Annotated in this window: 17 protein-coding genes and 1 tRNA gene; 4 read left to right on the top strand and 14 right to left on the bottom strand. The window is 25.8% G+C overall.

Translation table 11 applies throughout. The features are described from left to right. Positions 1 to 39 precede the first annotated feature (39 nt). From Q0F58_RS02545 to Q0F58_RS02555, 3 genes are all read right to left on the bottom strand, one after another. On the bottom strand, positions 40 to 606 hold the full coding sequence (locus tag Q0F58_RS02545) for a Maf-like protein (RefSeq protein ID WP_294372164.1): 567 nt from the start codon (positions 604 to 606) through the stop codon (positions 40 to 42). Positions 607 to 854: 248 nt separating this feature from the next. Continuing rightward, positions 855 to 1,526, bottom strand: a complete 672-nt coding sequence (locus Q0F58_RS02550; protein ID WP_294372168.1) for an SPOR domain-containing protein — start codon at positions 1,524 to 1,526, stop codon at positions 855 to 857. A gap of 163 nt (positions 1,527 to 1,689) precedes the next feature. Continuing rightward, positions 1,690 to 3,147 (bottom strand): aminoacyl-histidine dipeptidase, encoded by a 1,458-nt coding sequence (locus Q0F58_RS02555; protein ID WP_294372171.1) that lies wholly within the window; start codon positions 3,145 to 3,147, stop codon positions 1,690 to 1,692. A 204-nt stretch (positions 3,148 to 3,351) separates the two neighbouring features. Here Q0F58_RS02555 and pyk point away from each other — a divergent pair, with 204 nt between their 5' ends. Continuing rightward, positions 3,352 to 4,770 (top strand): pyruvate kinase, encoded by a 1,419-nt coding sequence (pyk, locus tag Q0F58_RS02560; protein ID WP_294372174.1) that lies wholly within the window; start codon positions 3,352 to 3,354, stop codon positions 4,768 to 4,770. Positions 4,771 to 4,848: 78 nt separating this feature from the next. On the opposite strand, the gene rpsA is transcribed toward pyk, so the two are convergent. The 5 genes from rpsA to Q0F58_RS02585 form a co-directional block, all read right to left on the bottom strand. Next, entirely contained in the window at positions 4,849 to 6,000 is a 1,152-nt protein-coding gene (gene rpsA, locus Q0F58_RS02565) for a 30S ribosomal protein S1 (RefSeq protein ID WP_294372178.1), read from the bottom strand. 190 nt (positions 6,001 to 6,190) lie between these two features. After that, positions 6,191 to 6,640 (bottom strand): CBS domain-containing protein, encoded by a 450-nt coding sequence (locus tag Q0F58_RS02570; RefSeq protein WP_294372180.1) that lies wholly within the window; start codon positions 6,638 to 6,640, stop codon positions 6,191 to 6,193. Positions 6,641 to 6,906: 266 nt separating this feature from the next. Beyond that, positions 6,907 to 7,821, bottom strand: a complete 915-nt coding sequence (locus Q0F58_RS02575) for a 3'-5' exonuclease (protein WP_294372182.1) — start codon at positions 7,819 to 7,821, stop codon at positions 6,907 to 6,909. 24 nt (positions 7,822 to 7,845) lie between these two features. After that, positions 7,846 to 9,651, bottom strand: a complete 1,806-nt coding sequence (locus Q0F58_RS02580; protein WP_294372184.1) for a MutS family DNA mismatch repair protein — start codon at positions 9,649 to 9,651, stop codon at positions 7,846 to 7,848. 216 nt (positions 9,652 to 9,867) lie between these two features. After that, a complete protein-coding gene (locus tag Q0F58_RS02585; RefSeq protein WP_294372186.1) occupies positions 9,868 to 10,524 on the bottom strand; it encodes a Bax inhibitor-1 family protein in 657 nt (218 codons plus the stop codon). Between the two features lie 369 nt (positions 10,525 to 10,893). Between Q0F58_RS02585 and Q0F58_RS02590 the strand changes: the two genes are divergently transcribed. Next, positions 10,894 to 11,733: a PAS domain-containing protein gene (locus tag Q0F58_RS02590; RefSeq protein WP_294372188.1), complete on the top strand. Its 840-nt coding sequence runs from the start codon at positions 10,894 to 10,896 to the stop codon at positions 11,731 to 11,733. Positions 11,734 to 11,784: 51 nt separating this feature from the next. Here Q0F58_RS02590 and Q0F58_RS02595 read toward each other — a convergent pair whose 3' ends face one another. Beyond that, positions 11,785 to 12,684, bottom strand: coding sequence for a metal ABC transporter solute-binding protein, Zn/Mn family (locus Q0F58_RS02595; RefSeq protein WP_294372192.1), 900 nt, complete (start codon positions 12,682 to 12,684; stop codon positions 11,785 to 11,787). 91 nt (positions 12,685 to 12,775) lie between these two features. Beyond that, the gene (locus Q0F58_RS02600) at positions 12,776 to 14,782 is read right to left on the bottom strand and encodes an ATP-binding protein (protein WP_294372195.1); all 2,007 of its coding nucleotides are present in this window, start codon (positions 14,780 to 14,782) and stop codon (positions 12,776 to 12,778) included. A gap of 282 nt (positions 14,783 to 15,064) precedes the next feature. Here Q0F58_RS02600 and Q0F58_RS02605 point away from each other — a divergent pair, with 282 nt between their 5' ends. Continuing rightward, on the top strand, positions 15,065 to 15,568 hold the full coding sequence (locus Q0F58_RS02605; protein ID WP_294372198.1) for a phosphatase PAP2 family protein: 504 nt from the start codon (positions 15,065 to 15,067) through the stop codon (positions 15,566 to 15,568). Positions 15,569 to 15,815: 247 nt separating this feature from the next. On the opposite strand, the gene Q0F58_RS02610 is transcribed toward Q0F58_RS02605, so the two are convergent. From Q0F58_RS02610 to Q0F58_RS02625, 4 genes are all read right to left on the bottom strand, one after another. After that, on the bottom strand, positions 15,816 to 15,998 hold the full coding sequence (locus Q0F58_RS02610) for an alpha/beta-type small acid-soluble spore protein (protein ID WP_002582251.1): 183 nt from the start codon (positions 15,996 to 15,998) through the stop codon (positions 15,816 to 15,818). Between the two features lie 132 nt (positions 15,999 to 16,130). Beyond that, complete coding sequence (locus Q0F58_RS02615; protein ID WP_294372201.1) at positions 16,131 to 17,063, bottom strand: hypothetical protein; 933 nt, start codon at positions 17,061 to 17,063, stop codon at positions 16,131 to 16,133. Positions 17,064 to 17,286: 223 nt separating this feature from the next. Then, positions 17,287 to 17,361, bottom strand: a tRNA-Trp gene (locus tag Q0F58_RS02620). Positions 17,362 to 17,567: 206 nt separating this feature from the next. Beyond that, positions 17,568 to 17,801, bottom strand: coding sequence for a hypothetical protein (locus tag Q0F58_RS02625; RefSeq protein ID WP_294372203.1), 234 nt, complete (start codon positions 17,799 to 17,801; stop codon positions 17,568 to 17,570). A gap of 195 nt (positions 17,802 to 17,996) precedes the next feature. Here Q0F58_RS02625 and Q0F58_RS02630 point away from each other — a divergent pair, with 195 nt between their 5' ends. After that, a complete protein-coding gene (locus Q0F58_RS02630) occupies positions 17,997 to 19,064 on the top strand; it encodes a nitronate monooxygenase family protein (RefSeq protein WP_294372205.1) in 1,068 nt (355 codons plus the stop codon). Positions 19,065 to 19,111 lie beyond the last annotated feature (47 nt).

The raw sequence follows: 19,111 nt of genomic DNA on the forward strand, positions 1-19,111 counted from the left end.
ATTCCTTCCAAAATTAATACCCCATCCGTCTTCCCCATATTACATTATTTGATCTAGCATTGACTTCAATTTGTTAAGAGAAAGTCCTACCACATTATAAAAGCATCCTTCAATTTTCTCAACAAATATTCCGCCTTTTCCTTGAATTCCATAAGAGCCTGCTTTATCTAAAGGCTCTCCAGTTTCTATGTACTCTAGTATTTCTTTATCACTTATTTTAGAAAAAGTAACTTTTGTTCTCAAACTTTCTACTTTGGTTACATCGGTCTTAGTATTTATAACAACTAACCCAGAATAGACAAAATGGCTTCTTCCTTGAAGATCTTTTAACATATTAAATGCATCTTCTTTATCTTTAGGCTTTCCAAGAATCTTATTATTATAAGTAACAATTGTATCTGCTGATATTATTATTGCATCCTCATTAATATGCTTTCTAACATCAAGAGCCTTTCCTAAAGAAACATCTTTAACATATTTATCTATATCACCTTCAAAATCCACTGTACTTTCATCAAAACTACTTGCCATTATTTCAAAGTTATCAATTAATCTTGATAACAATTCCTGTCTTCGTTCTGAAGCTGACGCTAAAATTATTTTCATATGTTCACATCCTAGAATAAAAACTTCAATATATTATGATTATAGACATCAAATATATATTATACACATGTTAATATTTTAACTAATCGTCTCTAATTTTTAAGGTGTGAAAATGAAAAATTCAGAAATCAACCATTTCCACACCCTATAGTTTATCATTTAAGAAGTTCTTAAACAAGTCTGTTACATTAAGTTATAGTTTTTTTTATATAAATGTAATTTTGTTGTAATAATTTTAATAATTTTACCTAATTTTTTATTAACATATATAAATTCTGAACACTTTCTGTGCTATTAGATTTTGTCACTTCATCTGGTAAATCATTTATAATTTTTTCGATCTGATTCAATTTTGCTGTTTTAGAATCTTGTCCACTACCTATTATGTTTCCTGCCCACTCTTTGAATTCCAATGTCTTAATACTTTTCACATCACTTTCTGCTAATTTTTTTGTGATTTGAAGAAATCCTTCTGTTATCTGTATAATTTTCTTATCTTCATCAGTATCTACTGGCACTTTAATAGTTACCTTTGCAACATCTATTCCTATTCTCTTAAGCTCTTCTATTTTTTCTGTCCCAGACTCATCATCATACAATCCTGCAATAACTCTATAATTTCCATCTTCCTCTACAATAAATGGCTGACAATATGATGATATCGCTGAAATAGACATATCTGCATTTTCCTTTTTTGAATAATATCCACATTGAAGTGCTACTATCTCTTTAAACTGTGCTACTCCATTTTCTTCACCTGTTTTTATTGAATAATTATTATTTGATATTGTTTCTTCATTTTTGAAAACAAGACTGCTTATATACAAACCACTTCCAATAGAAACTGTTACAACCATAACTACGCTTATAATAAACTTCATTTTCCCATGTTTTCTATATTCATATCTTGTGTATCTCACAATACCACCTCACTTCTAATAGAAATTTTCCATTAGATATTTATTTTTATATAACATAATATTCTCAAATTTTAAAATATATTCATTATGTTAATAGAAATATATAAAAGGCTGATATTTTAAAGTTTCCATACTATAAAATATCAGCCTAATACAATTTTTTCTATTTTATTTCTTTAAGAACTTGAATTAAATATTCATAACATCTATCTGCTGATGGGATACTCATATGTTCATTAGGTGTATGTATATCTTTAATATCAGGTCCAAAGCTTATCATATCAATATCATTTCCAAGTATCTGCTGTAATAGTCCACATTCTATTCCTGAATGTATTGATATTATTTCCGGCATCTTTCCATACATCTTATGATATACATCTCTACATATGTTCTTTATCTTAGAATCAGTTTTATGACACCACTCAGGATATGCCGCTTCTGTTAAAAATTCTCCTCCAACCAATTCTGTCAAGCACTTATTTTTAGATACAATTTCATCTTTTAAAGAGGAAATCGAACTTCTTACAGAACTGTTATATTGAATACAATCTTCAAAAGTTTTCACAATTCCTAAATTAGTTGAACTTTCAATTCCCCCTTCTGCATCATAATTCGATGTATTCATTCCATCTGGATACATATACAATAAATTTACTGCTTTCTCTGTTGAACTATCAGATATAATATAATCAACATTATCTTCTGATTCCAAAATGTAAATTCTCAAATCTGGATCCTTTTTCCCAAATTCTTTTTTAAACATTTCACATACTCTATTTTTTATATTTAAAAGTTTTCTTTCATCTTCTTTATTAATTCTAATAATTGCTGAACATTCTCTTGGAATTGCTGTTTCCTTTGCTCCACCATTTATTGATACCAGATTATATTTTAAATTCTTTTCAACTTCTTTTAAAAATCTTCCCATTAATTTATTGGAATTTCCTCTTTCCAAATGAATTTCCGAACCAGAGTGACCTCCCTTTAATCCCCTTATAACAATATTATAAGCTTGAGTGTTTTCTTTCTTATTTATTTTTTCTATATGAAGAATTGACTTAGTATTTATTCCTCCTGAGCAACTTACAATAAGTTTTCCTTCTTCTCTTGAATCAATATTTAAAATAGTCTTCCCATTTATATATTGTGGCTGAATTGACATAGCACCTTTCATCCCGCCTTCCTCATCTGTTGTTAATAATACTTCTATTGCAGGATGTTGTAAATTTCTATCTTCAAGTATAGCCATTGAATATGCTATCGCAATTCCATCATCAGCTCCAAGGGTTGTCTTATCTGCATATATGTAATCTCCTTTAACAACAAGATCAATAGGATCCCTTTTAAAATCATGTTCTTTATCACTATTTTTTTCACATACCATGTCCATATGGCCTTGAATTATAACACCCGGAACATTTTCATACCCTTTACTTGCAGGCTTTTTTATTATTATGTTCAATGCTCCATCCTGAATACATTCTAATCCTAAGTCCTTTCCAAAATTAAGGAGATAATCGCTTATAGCTTTTTCATTCCCTGATCCTCTAGGAATTTTGCTTATTTGCTCAAAATGATAAAAAACTCTGTCAAATTTAACATTCTCAATTTTTTTCATATTTTTACTCCCTTTCCTTAAATATGTGTTAAAATAATTTTATGTATATCTTTCTATTAGTTTATCATAAAAAAATCGAGAATAATTACAATTTGTCAATTTTTCAAGCTATTTTATGTTATTTTTCAATCGATATACAACAATTGATACACAATAAATATACAATATAAGTATACTATAAAAAATTTTATGTGAGGTGTTTTTATGCAAAAAACAAAAATGATTTTTACAATTGGACCTGCTAGTGATAATGAAGAAACTTTAAGAAAATTTATTGAGATTGGCATGAGTGCAGCAAGATTAAATTTTTCTCATGGAACACACGAATCTCATAAAGAAAAAATAGATTTGATAAAAAGATTAAGAACTGAAATGAATTCAGCTACTGCAATTGTTCTTGATATTAAGGGACCTAAAATCAGAACTCATAATTTTATAAATGATGGTGTTGAACTTAAAGAAGGAAATGATTTCACTTTTGTATGTGGTGAAGAAATACTTGGAGATGAAACTAAATGTTCTATTTCATATAAAGAACTTTATGAAGATATTAAAGTAGGAGGAACAATTTTAGTTGACGATGGATTATTAAAATTCAAAGTTACTGGTGTAGAAGGAAATAAAATTCATACCAAAGTAACTGTTGGAGGTATGATAAAAAATCATAAAGGCGTTAATGTTCCAAATGTAGTAATAAAATTACCATCAATAACAGAAAAAGATATAGAAGATATTAAATTTGGATGTAAAATGGAAGTTGATTTTATTGCAGCTTCATTTATAAGAAAAGCTAGCGATGTTCTTGATGTAAAAAAAGTTCTTGAAGAAAACAATGGCAAACACATAAAAGTTATTGCAAAAATTGAAAATCAAGAAGGTGTTGACAACATAGATTCTATCATTAAAGTAGCTGACGGAATAATGGTTGCCAGAGGTGATATGGGTGTTGAAATACCTATAGAAAGAGTTCCTATAAATCAAAAAATAATAATAAGAAAATGTAATGAAGCAGGAAAAATAGTTATAACAGCCACTCAAATGCTTGATTCCATGATTAGAAATTCACTTCCAACAAGAGCAGAAGCAAGTGATATCTGTAATGCAATCTTTGATGGTACTGATGCTATAATGTTAAGTGGTGAAAGTGCTTCTGGATTATTCCCTGTTGAAGCTGCTAAAACTATGGCTAGAATCGCACAAGAAGCTGAGCAATATCTAGATTATAATCACTTAACTTCTAGATTGAGAGAACCATCATTAAATGATTATGCTGCTGCTATAAGCTACTCTGCATGTAGAACTGCCAACTTATTAAATGCTAAAGCTATTGTTGCTGCTACAAAAAGTGGAGCTACTGCAAAACTTCTTTCAAGATATAAATCCAAAGCTCCTGTTATAGCAATAACACCTTATGACTATGTAAGAAGAGGATTAAATCTTAATTTTGGATTAATTCCTATGCAGTGTGATATGTTTAATACTACTGATGAAATAATAAATGAAGCAAAAAGTATAGTATTTAAACTTGGAATCACAGAACCAGGTGATGATATAATTGTTGCTGCTGGAATGCCAACAACTCAAACTGGTGGAACTAATATGTTAAAGATTGAAAAACTTTAATTTAAGATAGTTATAAAAATGGAGCTATTACATATACATAATAGCTCCATTAAATTTATCTACATATATTCAAATTTTTTATTCGAACTTAAATCCTTTAAGTAAATCTGCTAAAGAAGTTCCTTCTTCTTGATTGTCTACATAATTAAGATAATCTTTATTACTTTCAACTGCATCTTTTATGCTCAAAGCCATCTTTTTATTTTCTTTGTCTATATTTAAAACCTTAACTTTAACCTTTTGATTAATTTCTAGTACATCTCCAGGTTTTGTTATATTTTCATCAGTTATTTCAGTAATATGAACAAGTCCATCAACCCCATCAAATAATTCCACAAATGCACCAAATGAAGTCAATCTTACTACTTTTCCTTCAAGCACATCTCCTTCTTTTATATCTGAACTATGAAGAGTCCATGGTTCCTTTGCCACATCTTTTAATATTAATGAAAGTCTTTCCTTTTCTCTATCAACACTTCCTATAAATACTTCTACTTTGTCGCCTTCTTTAACTACATCTTCTGGCTTATTCACTCTTTCCCATGATAAATCTGAAAGATGTATTAAACCTTCTACTCCTCCAATATCTACAAAAGCTCCAAATTTAACAAGTTTTTTTACAACACCTGTTCTCTTTTCACCTTCCTGAAGACTATTCCATATTGCCTTTTTGTTTTTATTATATTCTTCTTCTTCAATTGCTCTTCTTGACGCAATAATCTTATTACTGCTTAAATCTAATTCAGTAATTTTAACCTGAATTTCCTTTCCTATTAAAGTACTCAATTCTATTCTCTCTCTGCTTGCAAGTGATCTTGGAATAAATACTCTCAGATTGCCATAATAAGCAACCAATCCACCTTTTACTTCTTCCTTAACAATTACATTTATAGTCTTTTCTGATTTGAAAGCTTCTTCTATAAATTCTTTTTCTTTTATTTGTTTTGCTCTCTTCAATGACAATTCAACATATCCTTCTCCATCATTAGGTGACATTACATATACTTCAATTTCATCCCCAGCAGAAACAACATCTCTTGGATCTTTTTCATCATTTGATACTTCTTCTTTTTTTATAAGACCATCAAATGCATAATTTATATTAACAGAAATTTCTTTATCATTTACTTCTATAACAGTTCCTTTTAATATGTCTCCATTATTTAACTTTTTAACATCATAATCCTTTAATAATTCATCCATACTACTTAACATTTCTTCATTTGACATATATATACCTCCTAAATACAATAAACTCAACTTAATCACTATACTTACAATATTAATCTACAAAAGTAATTTATACAAGTAAACTTCTAATCAATCAGTTTACATAGCTTAAATAATAAAACTCTATCTTAAAAACTAAATTTTAAGAAGGAGTTTTATTGTTCTAATGTTAAAACAGCCTGTTCATATTCTATCCTTCATCATACAATACAAACTGCTGTCTTTCATATTCTCTTCTTTTTTCCATTTCATTATAGCAATAATTAATTATATCACTTCTTTTTATTATTCCTATAAAAATCCCATTATCATCTGTAACAGGAACAAAATTTTGATTTATAGCTAATGAAATAAGACTTTCTATATTTGATGTTATTGATACAGATTTATGCTTAATTCTTCTATTGATATCCTTAACCTTTACACTTTCAGTATTTTTAAAGTTCAAATCAGGAGTATTTTTAAGTTTCCAAAGAAGGTCTCCCTCAGTAAGAGTTCCAACATATTTTCCTTCTTTATTTATTAAAGGAATGGCCGTATAACCATGATGCTCCATTTTTTCCATAACTTGTCTCATTGTTGATTCTTCATTTTCACACACTACTTCATTTTTAGGAGTGAGAAAAAAGGCTATATTCATATAATAAAATCCTTTCATTAAATGTATTCGTTTTATAAATGCTTATACACTCATTTTACCATATTTTTAGTAAAAGTTCCTTATAGAATTTTTTACTTATTCGTAATTTTTTCTTAATTCTACATTAATTTCATTATAAGTAGTATCAATTAAAACAAAAACAACTATAAAAAATCTCTGAAATAACTATTTTTACTAGTATAGCGTGTTAAATTTACTATTTATAATATTCTATTAAACTATTTTTTATTCATTAATTAATGATCTCAGATTTCTTTATGCTTTAAATTATCAAATTTATATATATAATCTAAATATACATCTTCCTTTAAAACAGAACTTATTTCTTTATATCCAATACTCCCTTGAAGAGTTTTTTTAGCTATTATTTCAAATAAAATTTTATTTTTACATTTTGAACATTCCCCTATAACTGCAAATCTCCATTTTAAAAGTTCTATTGAAGTTTCAAGATTTACACTTTTTCTACATTTAGGGCATTTTAATTCTAATTTGTCTGTATCAATTTCTATATCTTCAAGATTAGATATGTTTATTGCAGGCATATTATATATATCTCTTACAATATGATTCTTTATTATTCTAGAATTATATATTCTTTTAAATACTTCAACAGTATAAAACGAATCAATTAATGCATCATGAAGTTTTGTATCATCTACTTTAATTTTTAATTCATCAAGTGCACATTTAAGACCTAGCGCTTTTTTATGTGCCAATATTTTACTTGCATATTCTTGTATATCTAAATATGAGTCAAGCCATTTCAAATCTTTATACTCATGATAATTTGCATTTATTATTATTTCAGCAATATCATCTTTTGCCCACGAACATAAAACATCTCCTTTTTCAAACATACCTTTTAATTTATTTAAAGCTTCCTCGAACCCGATTCCCTTTTCATTGAGTATACTATTATCTATTCTCGTTATTTCAGTTACTTTTGGATTTATTACAGGAAATATTGTAGGCTTAATATATTCCCTCATTTCACAAACCTGCTTCATATACTGATCAACTTTTATGGCACCTATTTCTATAATCTCATTTTCAAAATCTATATCTTTTAGATTACTATTTTCTTCAAAAAATTTTTCATAATATTTTGTTATATTTTTTAGATTGTTAAATTCTAAATCAACTATAATATATCCCATTAATATTCCCCTTTTTATATTGATTTACAAATCACTAGATATATCTATCCCTGCAAGTTTCATAAGATGAACAGCATTTCTAGTTTCACTTTTTCCCTTTCTTAATTTATAATCAAATTTTATTTTATCATTTTCATAAAATTCTCTGAAATTATAATTTACAATACTAGGATCTTCCTTTTCTAAATCACATAATTCTAAATCATGGGTAGATACCAATCCAATTCCTCCATAACCGATAAGCTGTTTAATTAATACAGAAGCTCCAATATGCCTATCTTGTGAATTTGTACCTTTAAATATCTCATCCAATAAAAAAAATACTTGTTCTCCTTTTTTTGCTGCTTCAATAAGAAGTTTTATCCTTAATATCTCTGCATAAAAAGAAGATATACTTTCTTCAAGATTATCTTTTGTCCTCATACAAGTATATACATTCATTATACTGCATGAAAATTTCTCAGCACATACTGGTGCACCTGTATAACTCAGTATCATATTTACTCCTACTGTTCTTAAAAAAGTACTTTTTCCAGACATATTTGATCCTGTAATAAGTGCAACCTTTCTTTCATCCTTAATAGAAAAATTATTTTTAACACATTCTCTATCTAATAGTGGATGACCTATATTAATTCCTTCAATAAACGAATTTTCTTTTATACTAGGATAACACCAGCCTTTATGTTCAAAATCAAGATTTGATAAACTACACATCTCGTCTATTTTATATATTGTATTAACCCATTGTCTTAAATATTTCCCATTATTTTTTCGCCACTTCTTTATACTTAATTCCAAAAAAACATCTGAAAACAATAGTATGTTTATTATAAAGTAATATGCATTATATTTATTATCACTAATCCAGCTAAATATACCAGAAAGCTTTTTCATTGACGACTTGCAATCCACTCCATTTAAAGTCATGTTTTTTTGCAATTCCTTTAAATAACTGCATTCAAATTTTTCTTCCTGAATAAGTGCTAATATATTACTATATGCTGTTATATCTCCTTTAGCTGATTCAAATATGTCCATATTGTTTTTTAAATTTTTAGATATAATTTTCACTACCACATAGTTTACTATTAAATCCAACATTATAAATGATTGTGAAAGAATATTATTTACTACAGCATATATAGAAAATATAGTTACAAACATAAAAACTAATGCAACTACAACACTGAAATAATTTATTTTATCTGATGTTTTTTCATTCCACTCAATAAACTTATTAATATCGCCTTTTTTACTTTCTTCAATCTTTCCTTCAACTATGATTTTCTGCCTCCAATCAATTTTGGAAGAAAGTTCTCTTATAGCTTCTTGTCTTTCATATATTTCTTCCTTATTTAATATAATAGATTTCTTTAATATATCTACCAGTTCTTTTCTTCCACCTTGTGTAGCACATGTATTAATAATTTTAAACAATGAAGATTCTCCAAACACATCAAGATCATTAATAAATGGATGATTATTATCTAAATATTCACTTCCCCCATCATCAATATCATTTAATTTATTATTAATTCTATTTAATCCATCCTCATTTACTTTTATAAAAAGTTCAGCTCTTTTCTTCTTATTAAATAATATATCATGATAATATACCAGAAATGCAAAAGCACATATTAATATAATAGTAATAACAGCTGCTATATTTACCTTATTATTTATATATAATATATAATCAACTATTATTATTCCAATTATCATCAATAATCGTACTGAACTAATTATATTTATTTTTGCTTTCAATAAATCTCTTTTTTTCTTATTTGTTTCTATATTGCAATTATATACTTTTTCTGCTTTTCTCATATAATCTCCTTACAGCTCTATAATTTTCTTATATTTTTATTTTATGTTAATAATTTTCAGTGTCAATAAACAACTTAAATTTATTGAAATAACTTCAAAATGTAAAAAAGGAACTATTCCATTAAAGATTACATCTACAATATCTAATATTATTTCTTGAAATTAAATATTAAATATTGTTCAATTTAATCTTTAATCAATAGTTCCTTAAATGTTCTATCTATCATCACTTTGAATTATAGAAATAAATCGTAACAAATCAAGAAGTAAATTTAAAAAGCTTATAAATATTGAATATGCAAGAGATGCAACCTGTTCTTCATTTAATACTCCATATTCACAATTTCTTTGAACTGATTTCATTATAATAATGGCATATACACTGTATACTAATATTCCAATAGCAGAAATTATTAAAGTATATGTTGAAAATCTAAATAAAAATATATTTAAAATTTCCAAAATGAACAAAGCCCATACTCCACCCCATATAAATGGAGATAGCTTAAATATATCTTCATCCTTTGATCTTAAAGCTATTATATATGCTATACCAAAAATCATTACTACACCTAATACAGTAGTTATAAACAATCCACTTCCAAGTCTATAAAAATAATATATATAAGCAGATCCTGATAAAACACCAAGTATTAATGCATATATATAAAGGCTTTTTTTACTTCTTATAAATCCACCTCTTTTAGAAAATATAGAAAATAGTATTAATATTATAAAAGCTACATTTAATATCATTTTTACAGAGTATGGTATAAAAAATACTCCTAAAAATGATCCAACAGCAAGAAATACTAATGCTAAAAAAAATGCTTTTAATATTTGAAGATAATTTTGTTTTATAATGCTGTTCAAATCCAACACCTCCTAGTTTTAATAATTAACTAAAATAAAAAATATATACATATATTTTCTATTTTAAATATAATTATAATGCTAATTGTATAACATATATATTGAATAAACAATCAGTAAAATAATTTTTAAGCTTAATTTATTTTTTTCAATATAATAACATCATATCTTACATATATATTTCAATACGATAGAAAAAATGGTATAATTTAGTCATAATTTTTTACCATCAAGGAGATGATTATTATTAAGAAAAATTCTTTGAAAATATATAAGTATATTTATATCTTTACATTTATTTTTATTATTATAGCAAGTTTTTTTGACTTAAAACATTTGGAAGCACCTTATAGGCATAATTTTAAAGTCATGATATTAGTTTTTCAATTTTTTCTATTTATCATATTTATTCTCTTATTACATGAAAGCAATAAATTATTTAATCGTAAAGCTCGGGAATTTGATTCTTTAACTCAAATAATACCCGGAGGAATTGCAAAAGTTTACGGAAATGATAAATTTACAATTCACTATGCTGATGATACCTTTTATAAGATCATTGGATATACCAAAGAAGATTTTTTTAACTATCATCACAATAATTCAAAATTTCTTATTCATCCTGATGATTTAAATTCAGTTATAAGAACATTTAAATTTCAAATGGATAATGGACAGCCATTCAAAGCAATATTCCGAGTAATTAGAAAAGATAGTCAAATAATCTGGATTCAAGCTAAGGGTAATACTTTATTAATAAATAAAGACTTAACACTATATAATTTTATTTTCACTGATATTACATCTTCTAAAAATGCTTTATCTCAACTTGATCTTGAAAATAAGCGTTATGAAATAATATGCAGGCTTTCTGATAAAGTATATTTTGAATATGATATTTTAAATGATACTCTTATAAATAATACAGTATGTCAAAAACTTTTTGGAAATGATAATGTAATAACAAATTTTAAAGAAAATCCTATAACCAATGATGTAATTCATAAAGATGATATTCCTGTTTTTATGAATTTATATAAAGATTTCAATAATGGAATTAAAAACATTTCATACAACATACGAATCAAAAATTCCAATAATACTTACAATGTATGGCATATCAAAGCCGAACCAATATTTGACAATAACAACGTTCCAATAAAAATAATAGGTACAGCTACTGATATCTCTCAAAAACAGCCCAACTAAAAAATGCCCTTAAGATTTTTCTTAAGGGCATTTTTTACACTTCATTAAATTTTATTCTTCAGATAAACATTTATATATTTCTTCCAAGTCGTATCTCATAGCCTCAATGTAGCTCTTATTGTCTTCATTTGATTCTAATGTTAAAATTGGTACAACTTCTGCTCCTACTTCATTAGCTAAAGTTTCTGAAACTTTTGGACTTGCTAGCGATTCAGAAAATATAGTTTTTATATCATTTTCTTTACAGAACTTAACTAACTCTTCAAGTTGTTTAGGTGTTGGTTCTCCCTCTGAAAGCAAATTGCTTACTGATTTCTGCTGTAATCCAAAATCTCTACATAAGTATCCAAAAGCTGCATGCCCTGTTATAAAGTCCTTATTTTCTATTCCATCAAATTTTTCTTTATATTCATTATATAGCTTTTGCAGTTCACCAGAAAATTCATTATAATTTGATTCATAATAATCTTTATTTTGCTCATCAATTTTTATAAGTGTATCTTTAATATTTTCTGCCTGTTTCTGTGCTTCTATTAAACTAAGCCAACTGTGAGGATCTATTACTTCCCCCTCTTTTCGCACATCTATTCCATCACTTGAATCAACAATAAGAATATCCTTATCTTCAATTACTGTATTCACTTGTTCTACCCAAGTTTCAAGACCTAGACCATTATATATAAAAGCATCACTTTTAGTTAAAGCTTCAAAATCTTTTGTTTTTGGTTCATAATCATGTGGTTCCATATTATCAGGTACCATACATGAAATCTCCGCTTTATCTCCTGCAATTTTGTCTGCAAATTCTTTTAATGGATATATAGATACCATTACTTTAACTTTTTCGTTATTATTTTCATTTGTATTCTCAGAACTTGAATTTGTTCCACATCCAATAAGTGTTATGCTTGTAAGTACAGCCAAAATGCCTGCAATAATCTTTTTTTTCATTTTTACCTCCCACTTGCAAATACTTTGCATTTGCATCATGGTTAATATATTACACTGGAAAAAATAGAATGTCAACAATATTATTTTTAACTTATAGTCTTATATAGTTATATTTTTTATCCATAAAATCTAAAATACTCTTTTCGATATTTTGACATGTAAATAATAATACTTGATTAAATCCAGAATCTATTAAAATTTTTAATGCCCTTTTTCTTCTGTCATCGTCATATTCAATAAATGGACAATTTAACAAAATAGGTACTTTTTTATCTTTAAAGATTACCTCTGCTAAAGATATTGACGCTGAAAAAATCAATTGTTCTTTACCAGCATTGCTGAGATTTTCAACGTTATACAATATTTTATTTTTTGATAATTTTATATAATAATTTTGCTCAATAACTAATTCAGTGAAATTTCCTGATGTAATTTTATTATATTTATCTAAAGTTTTACTATTGAGGTCTTCTCCTAATAATTCATTGATCTGACTAAATGATTCACTCATAATCAAATCATTTTTTGCTTCTTTTATACGGGAGAGAAATTCTTCTCCAATAATATTTTTATGTATATGTAAAATATTTTTATATTTTTCTATTTCTATATTTAATCTATTAATTTTTTCTTCAAGTTCCTTATTTTTAAGTTTTAGTATTTTAATATTTTTATTATTTAATTCAAGTTCTCTTTTTACATCTTCATATTTCTTTATTTCTTTTAATCCATCTTCAAGATTGTCACTATATATTATTTTTAACACATTATCTATAAAACTACTGTTTTCATCAAAAATATTTTTTAATGAATTAATTTTTTCTACATTAAATTCTTTTTCTTTCTTTTTTAAAATTTTTTCACTATTTTCTTTATAACTTATGTATTTATCATACTCTGTAATCTTCTCTACAAATTCTTCATAATTACAACTATCAGTTTCTTTCATATAGATATTTATTTCTTCCTCATTTTCATCAACTTTATTTTTAGCATCTTGAATAAGTTCCCTATCTCTTTGAGCTATTTTATTATTTCTGATGATAATTGAATATTTTAATGATTTCTTTATAAGAATTAAAATTACTGGTATACACGTAATAGATATAACTAAATATTTCTTCATAATGCAGTACATAAATAAAAACATTACAATCGTTATTTTAATATTTGTAAATATTAACTTTTTCTTCGCATCTTTTTTATTTCTGTCTAGTTTATGTTTACTCTGATTTTCTATTCTATATTTTAATTCTTTAAGAGAATATTTATATGAGTGAAGAAGCTTTTCTATATCTTGTCTATATTTTCCTATAAATTCAATAGAATTAACATTTGCAGCTTTCCTTACTAATTCTTTTTTAGTTTCATAAATAAAATTTTGATTATTTTCGTATTCTTTAAGCAATTTTTCAATATTTCTTTGTTCATCTTTTAACGAAAAAAGTTTTTCATATAACCCATTTCCCATAGAATCTAAATCTCTATATAAATTAAATATTTTAATTAGTTCTTTGTTCTTATTTTCTAAATAATTAATTCTTTCTAAATTTATATTTTTTTGTTCTAAGTCTTTCATATATTTTTTATAATTATTTTCAATATTTTTCAATACTTCAATAGATATGTCACCAGTATTTTTAGTAAAATCTGATTTTTTTTGATTCTTAAAAAATCCTTCTCGCCTTTCTATAAACAAAGACCTTACAAAACATGAATAATTTATATTTAAAATGCTCTTTCCAGGTTCATTATTATATTTTAATTTTATTTCTTGCCCTGTATCTTCATCAATAATGTTACACGTATCTTTTTCTTTAGTTACACCAAATACTCTCTTTATAATAAAATTTCTTCCTTTATGATAAAAAGTTAATTCTCCCGAAATATCTTTTCCATTTAATGGCATATAATCATTTCGATTATATTTGTTCTCTTCATTTTGCTCAATACCATATAACCATATCTTTATAAAATTTTCTATTGAACTCTTTCCTGATTCATTTTCTCCATATATTAAATTAAATCCTTCTTCAAAATCAATAGTTTTATTATTGATTCCTGCGAAATTAATTATATGTATCTTTTTGATTCTCATTAATTCCTACCTCTTTATCTGCTGTTTTATTTTAATGTATTTAATTTAACAACAATGTATAATTGATAATTTACAATAAATGAAGAAATCTTTGAAGATTTGTTCATTTATTATGTAATCTAATTATCAAAAAATATATAATTCTATTTTGAATTCAAGCACATTCGAACTTATGTTCTAATTTTAGCATGTAATTCCATTTCAATGCAATTTATTCACTATATATGATATAATTTAAATTATATAAAATTTAATATTAAGAATATATTTAAGGAGAAGTTAATGACAGAAGAACAATATATAAAAGTTACATCCTATTTCAGAAAAAATAAATTTAGAGAAAATATTTTAAAATTCTTATCAAAATTCACACCACTGCTTATTGTTCTTATTTATTCCACTACACTACTATTGCTATTTATAAGCAATAATTATAATTTTAGACCTTTTTTGTTAGTTCCCGCTTCTAATTTTATATTTGTATCACTGCTTCGTAAAATCTTAAATAAACCCAGACCTTATGATTTATACAATTATACTCCTATTGTTAAATATACAAAAGGAAAAGGAATGTCATTTCCAAGCAGACATACTTCCAGTGCCTTTGTTATAACCATTTCCTATTTTTATATAAATCATTTGTATTTAGGTATATTTATGTTATTTATTTCTTTAATTATAGCTTTATCACGAATTCTTTCTGGAGTCCATTTTCCAAAAGATGTTTTATGTGCATCTGTAATAAGTATTCTATGGGCAATTGTTGGATTTCATATATGTATATAAAAAAACTTGTCCACAATAGTATTAAGCACTGAATTTTTATCTTGCAACAAATATATTAATCATAATTATCAAAAATAAATTTAAATCATATAAGGCTATAATCATGAAGAAATATTTATATTTAAAAAGAGATTGCTGCACTAAATACACTAAATGCATTTACAGCAATCTCTTTCCAGTCTTAGAATAGATATATTAAATTTGCATAAATATCAATATATCCAAATTTAAATATAAATTAATACATTTAAATTCTATGTTCATATTCCTCGACCATTCTTTTTACCATTTCTCCGCCTACTGAACCACATTGTCTAGAACTAAGATCTCCATTGTATTCTTTAAATGGTACTCCTAACTCTTGAGCAACTTCGTTTTTAAACCTTGCTAAACCTTGTTTTGCTTCTGGAACTAATGCACTCTTTGACATAAGGATCCCCTCCTCGGTTAATTTGGTATAGTAATCAGTAGAAAAATTTATTTAAATCTTCCTGCCGACAATAGTATTTTACCCACTCTATTTTTTATTATTCTACCTTTAGCAAATATTTAAATGGAAATATTAACATATATTAGGCAATTCAAATAATTCAAAATCCTTTTCTTTAACAAAGCAATTATATAGTTTTATAGCAATTATATTTAATTCCATTATATCTTCATCTTCTATTCTTCCCTTATCTTTTATCCTATATAATGATGCATTTATTTCCTTAAAGAATCTTGTAATTTCATCTGCTATAAATTCTTTTGAATATCCATCTCTTTTTAATACAGCAAGTCTCTTTTTAAAATCAAAAATTTTTAAGGGTGCCAATAAATATATATTATCTTCAACTAATTTTCTAAAATTATATTTCCAACTTTTAAGAATATCAACAGAAATATTCTTGCCCTCATTAGATGAAAATTTAAACTTATCTGGTACTTCTACATTAGAATCTAAAACAATGATTTTCAAATTATTTTCCTCTTTTGATATTGATAGATTCTCTTCATTATAACAAACTTTTTTATATAAACTTTTTTTAACTTGAAAATTAACTACATTTTTAAAATTTTCGTTTTCATACTTCTTTTTCATATAAATTGCTATATTATTAGAATCATATATCTGTAACCCTATCTTGTACTGAAATTTTCTATAATCATCTACTGCTTCTATTACAAATGAATTTTTTGTATTTATACATTCTCTATCAAAATTTATAACAGTGTCTATACTAAGACAATCATCATATAAAAAATTAATAAAATCTATAATAGGTTGTTTGTTGTTAAGCAAAAACAATTGTTTAATCGTTTCTGCTGCTTCATTCATATTACTGCTATAATCTTTAACCTCTTCATCAATACAACTGCAAAATTTATTTTCAAAATCGTTATAACACTTTTCTTCTGTTTTTTCATTTATTTTATATCTGATTTTTTCTCTCGTTATAGAATCTATTTTTTTCTCTTTTTTTGTATCATTCAATAATATTAATTTATTCATATCATATTCCACCTCATAATGGATTATTACCATAATATGCTTTTTATATTCCAATATTATACTCTTCTTTAACAAACATAAAAATATTCTTTAACAATATATTACACCAATATTTTTCGAAATTAAATTATAAGATATTACATATTTTAGTATTTAAATTTACACTTTAAAGTAAATTTTAAAAAAATAAAATCGTAGTACAATACCATACTACGATTAGCTTTGGCAGGGGCACTAGGATTTGAACCCAGAACCAATGGTTTTGGAGACCACTACTCTACCGTTGAGCCATACCCCTAAGACATTTGTTATTCTACCATAATCTTTTTATTTTTGTCAATATTTTTTTAATTAAGATTATATTTTTTATTCAATCTGATAGTATCTCAGAAATTTTACTAATAATTATACACAAAAACACATATTTTAAATCTTATTTTCTGATTAAATTTCTATATTTTCAAAATACTTATTATTAATTAAAATTCATATACAATATCCACATCATATATAGTATAATTTTTCGTTATCTACATATTCACATTTAATAATTCCTTTTTCAAGCATTTCATTTAAGGAAAGTACAATATCCTGTGCTATAATTTCTTCTTCATTTAAATCCTCATAATACTTTCCTTTATTCATCATATGAAACCGTATATACAATTCACTTACAGAAACCTTTCCATTGACTTTTAAATAATCCATAATTTTCGAAGTTATTATTTCTTTATTCATGTTTTGTTCCTCCACAAAATAATAATTTTATTTATAATAATTTCTTATGTTAATTATTAATAACTTATTATTCTATTAGTATTATATTATTTTTCTTGTTTAAATTACCATATTATTTTATAATATAATTACAATTAGTTTGATAATCAAAATATTTAATAATCAAAATTATTTAATCGAAAGGATCTATGTACAATGAAATTTAATTCTCTTAAAATCGGAAATTTGACTGCTGAAATTCCAATAATACAAGGTGGTATGGGAATTGGTGTATCTTCTTCAAAATTAGCTTCCGCTGTAGCAAATGAAGGCGGAATCGGAATAATTTCTTCTGCTCAATTGGGTTATAATGAACCAGATTTTGAAAAAAATCCTCTTGAAGCAAACTTAAGAGCTTTAAAAAAGCATATACGTCTTGCTAAATCAAAAGCACCAAATGGCATTATAGGAATTAATGCTATGGCTGCAACAAATCACTATACAGAACATATTCAAGCTGCTATTGAAGCTGGTGTAGATTTGATAATTTCAGGTGCAGGCCTTCCTACAGCTCTTCCTAAAGCAGTGCAAGGACATGATGTAAAAATTGCTCCTATAGTATCTTCTTTAAAAGCTGCAAAAGTAATTCTTAAACTTTGGGATAAACATGATAATATTGCTCCTGATCTTATCGTAATAGAAGGACCTAAAGCTGGAGGACATTTAGGTTTTAAGTTAAATGAATTAAATGATGAACACTTAGATTTTGATAAAACTGTTACTGATATAATAACAGAAACAAAAAAATATGAAGAAAAATATAATAAAAAAATTCCTATCGTTGTGGGCGGAGGTGTCTTTGATGGAAATGACATAGCTCATTATTTAAAACTTGGTGCGGCTGGAGTTCAAATGGCTACAAGATTTGTTGTAACTGAAGAATGTGATGCTTCTCAGGAATTTAAAGATGCATATATCAATTGCACAAAGGACAGAATCCAAATTGTAAAAAGTCCAGTTGGAATGCCAGGAAGAGCTATCAGAAACAAATTTGTAGAAAATTCATCATCAGAGCCTCAAAAAATTACACATTGTTATAACTGCCTTACTCCTTGCAATCCAGCAAATACACCTTACTGTATAAGTAAAGCTCTTATAAATGCTGTTAATGGAAATGTAGATGAAGGACTTATATTCTGTGGTGAAAATGCATATAGGCTTACAAAAATGACAACGGTTAAAGATTTAATGAATGAACTTGTTACAGAATTGAAAAATGCTTAATATTATGAATAAAAGTACTGGACTTTTAATATTAATCCAGTACTTTT

Origin of the sequence: uncultured Clostridium sp. (assembly GCF_934754915.1) — a bacterium.
In the GTDB taxonomy this organism is placed as follows: Bacteria; Bacillota; Clostridia; order Clostridiales; family Clostridiaceae; genus Clostridium.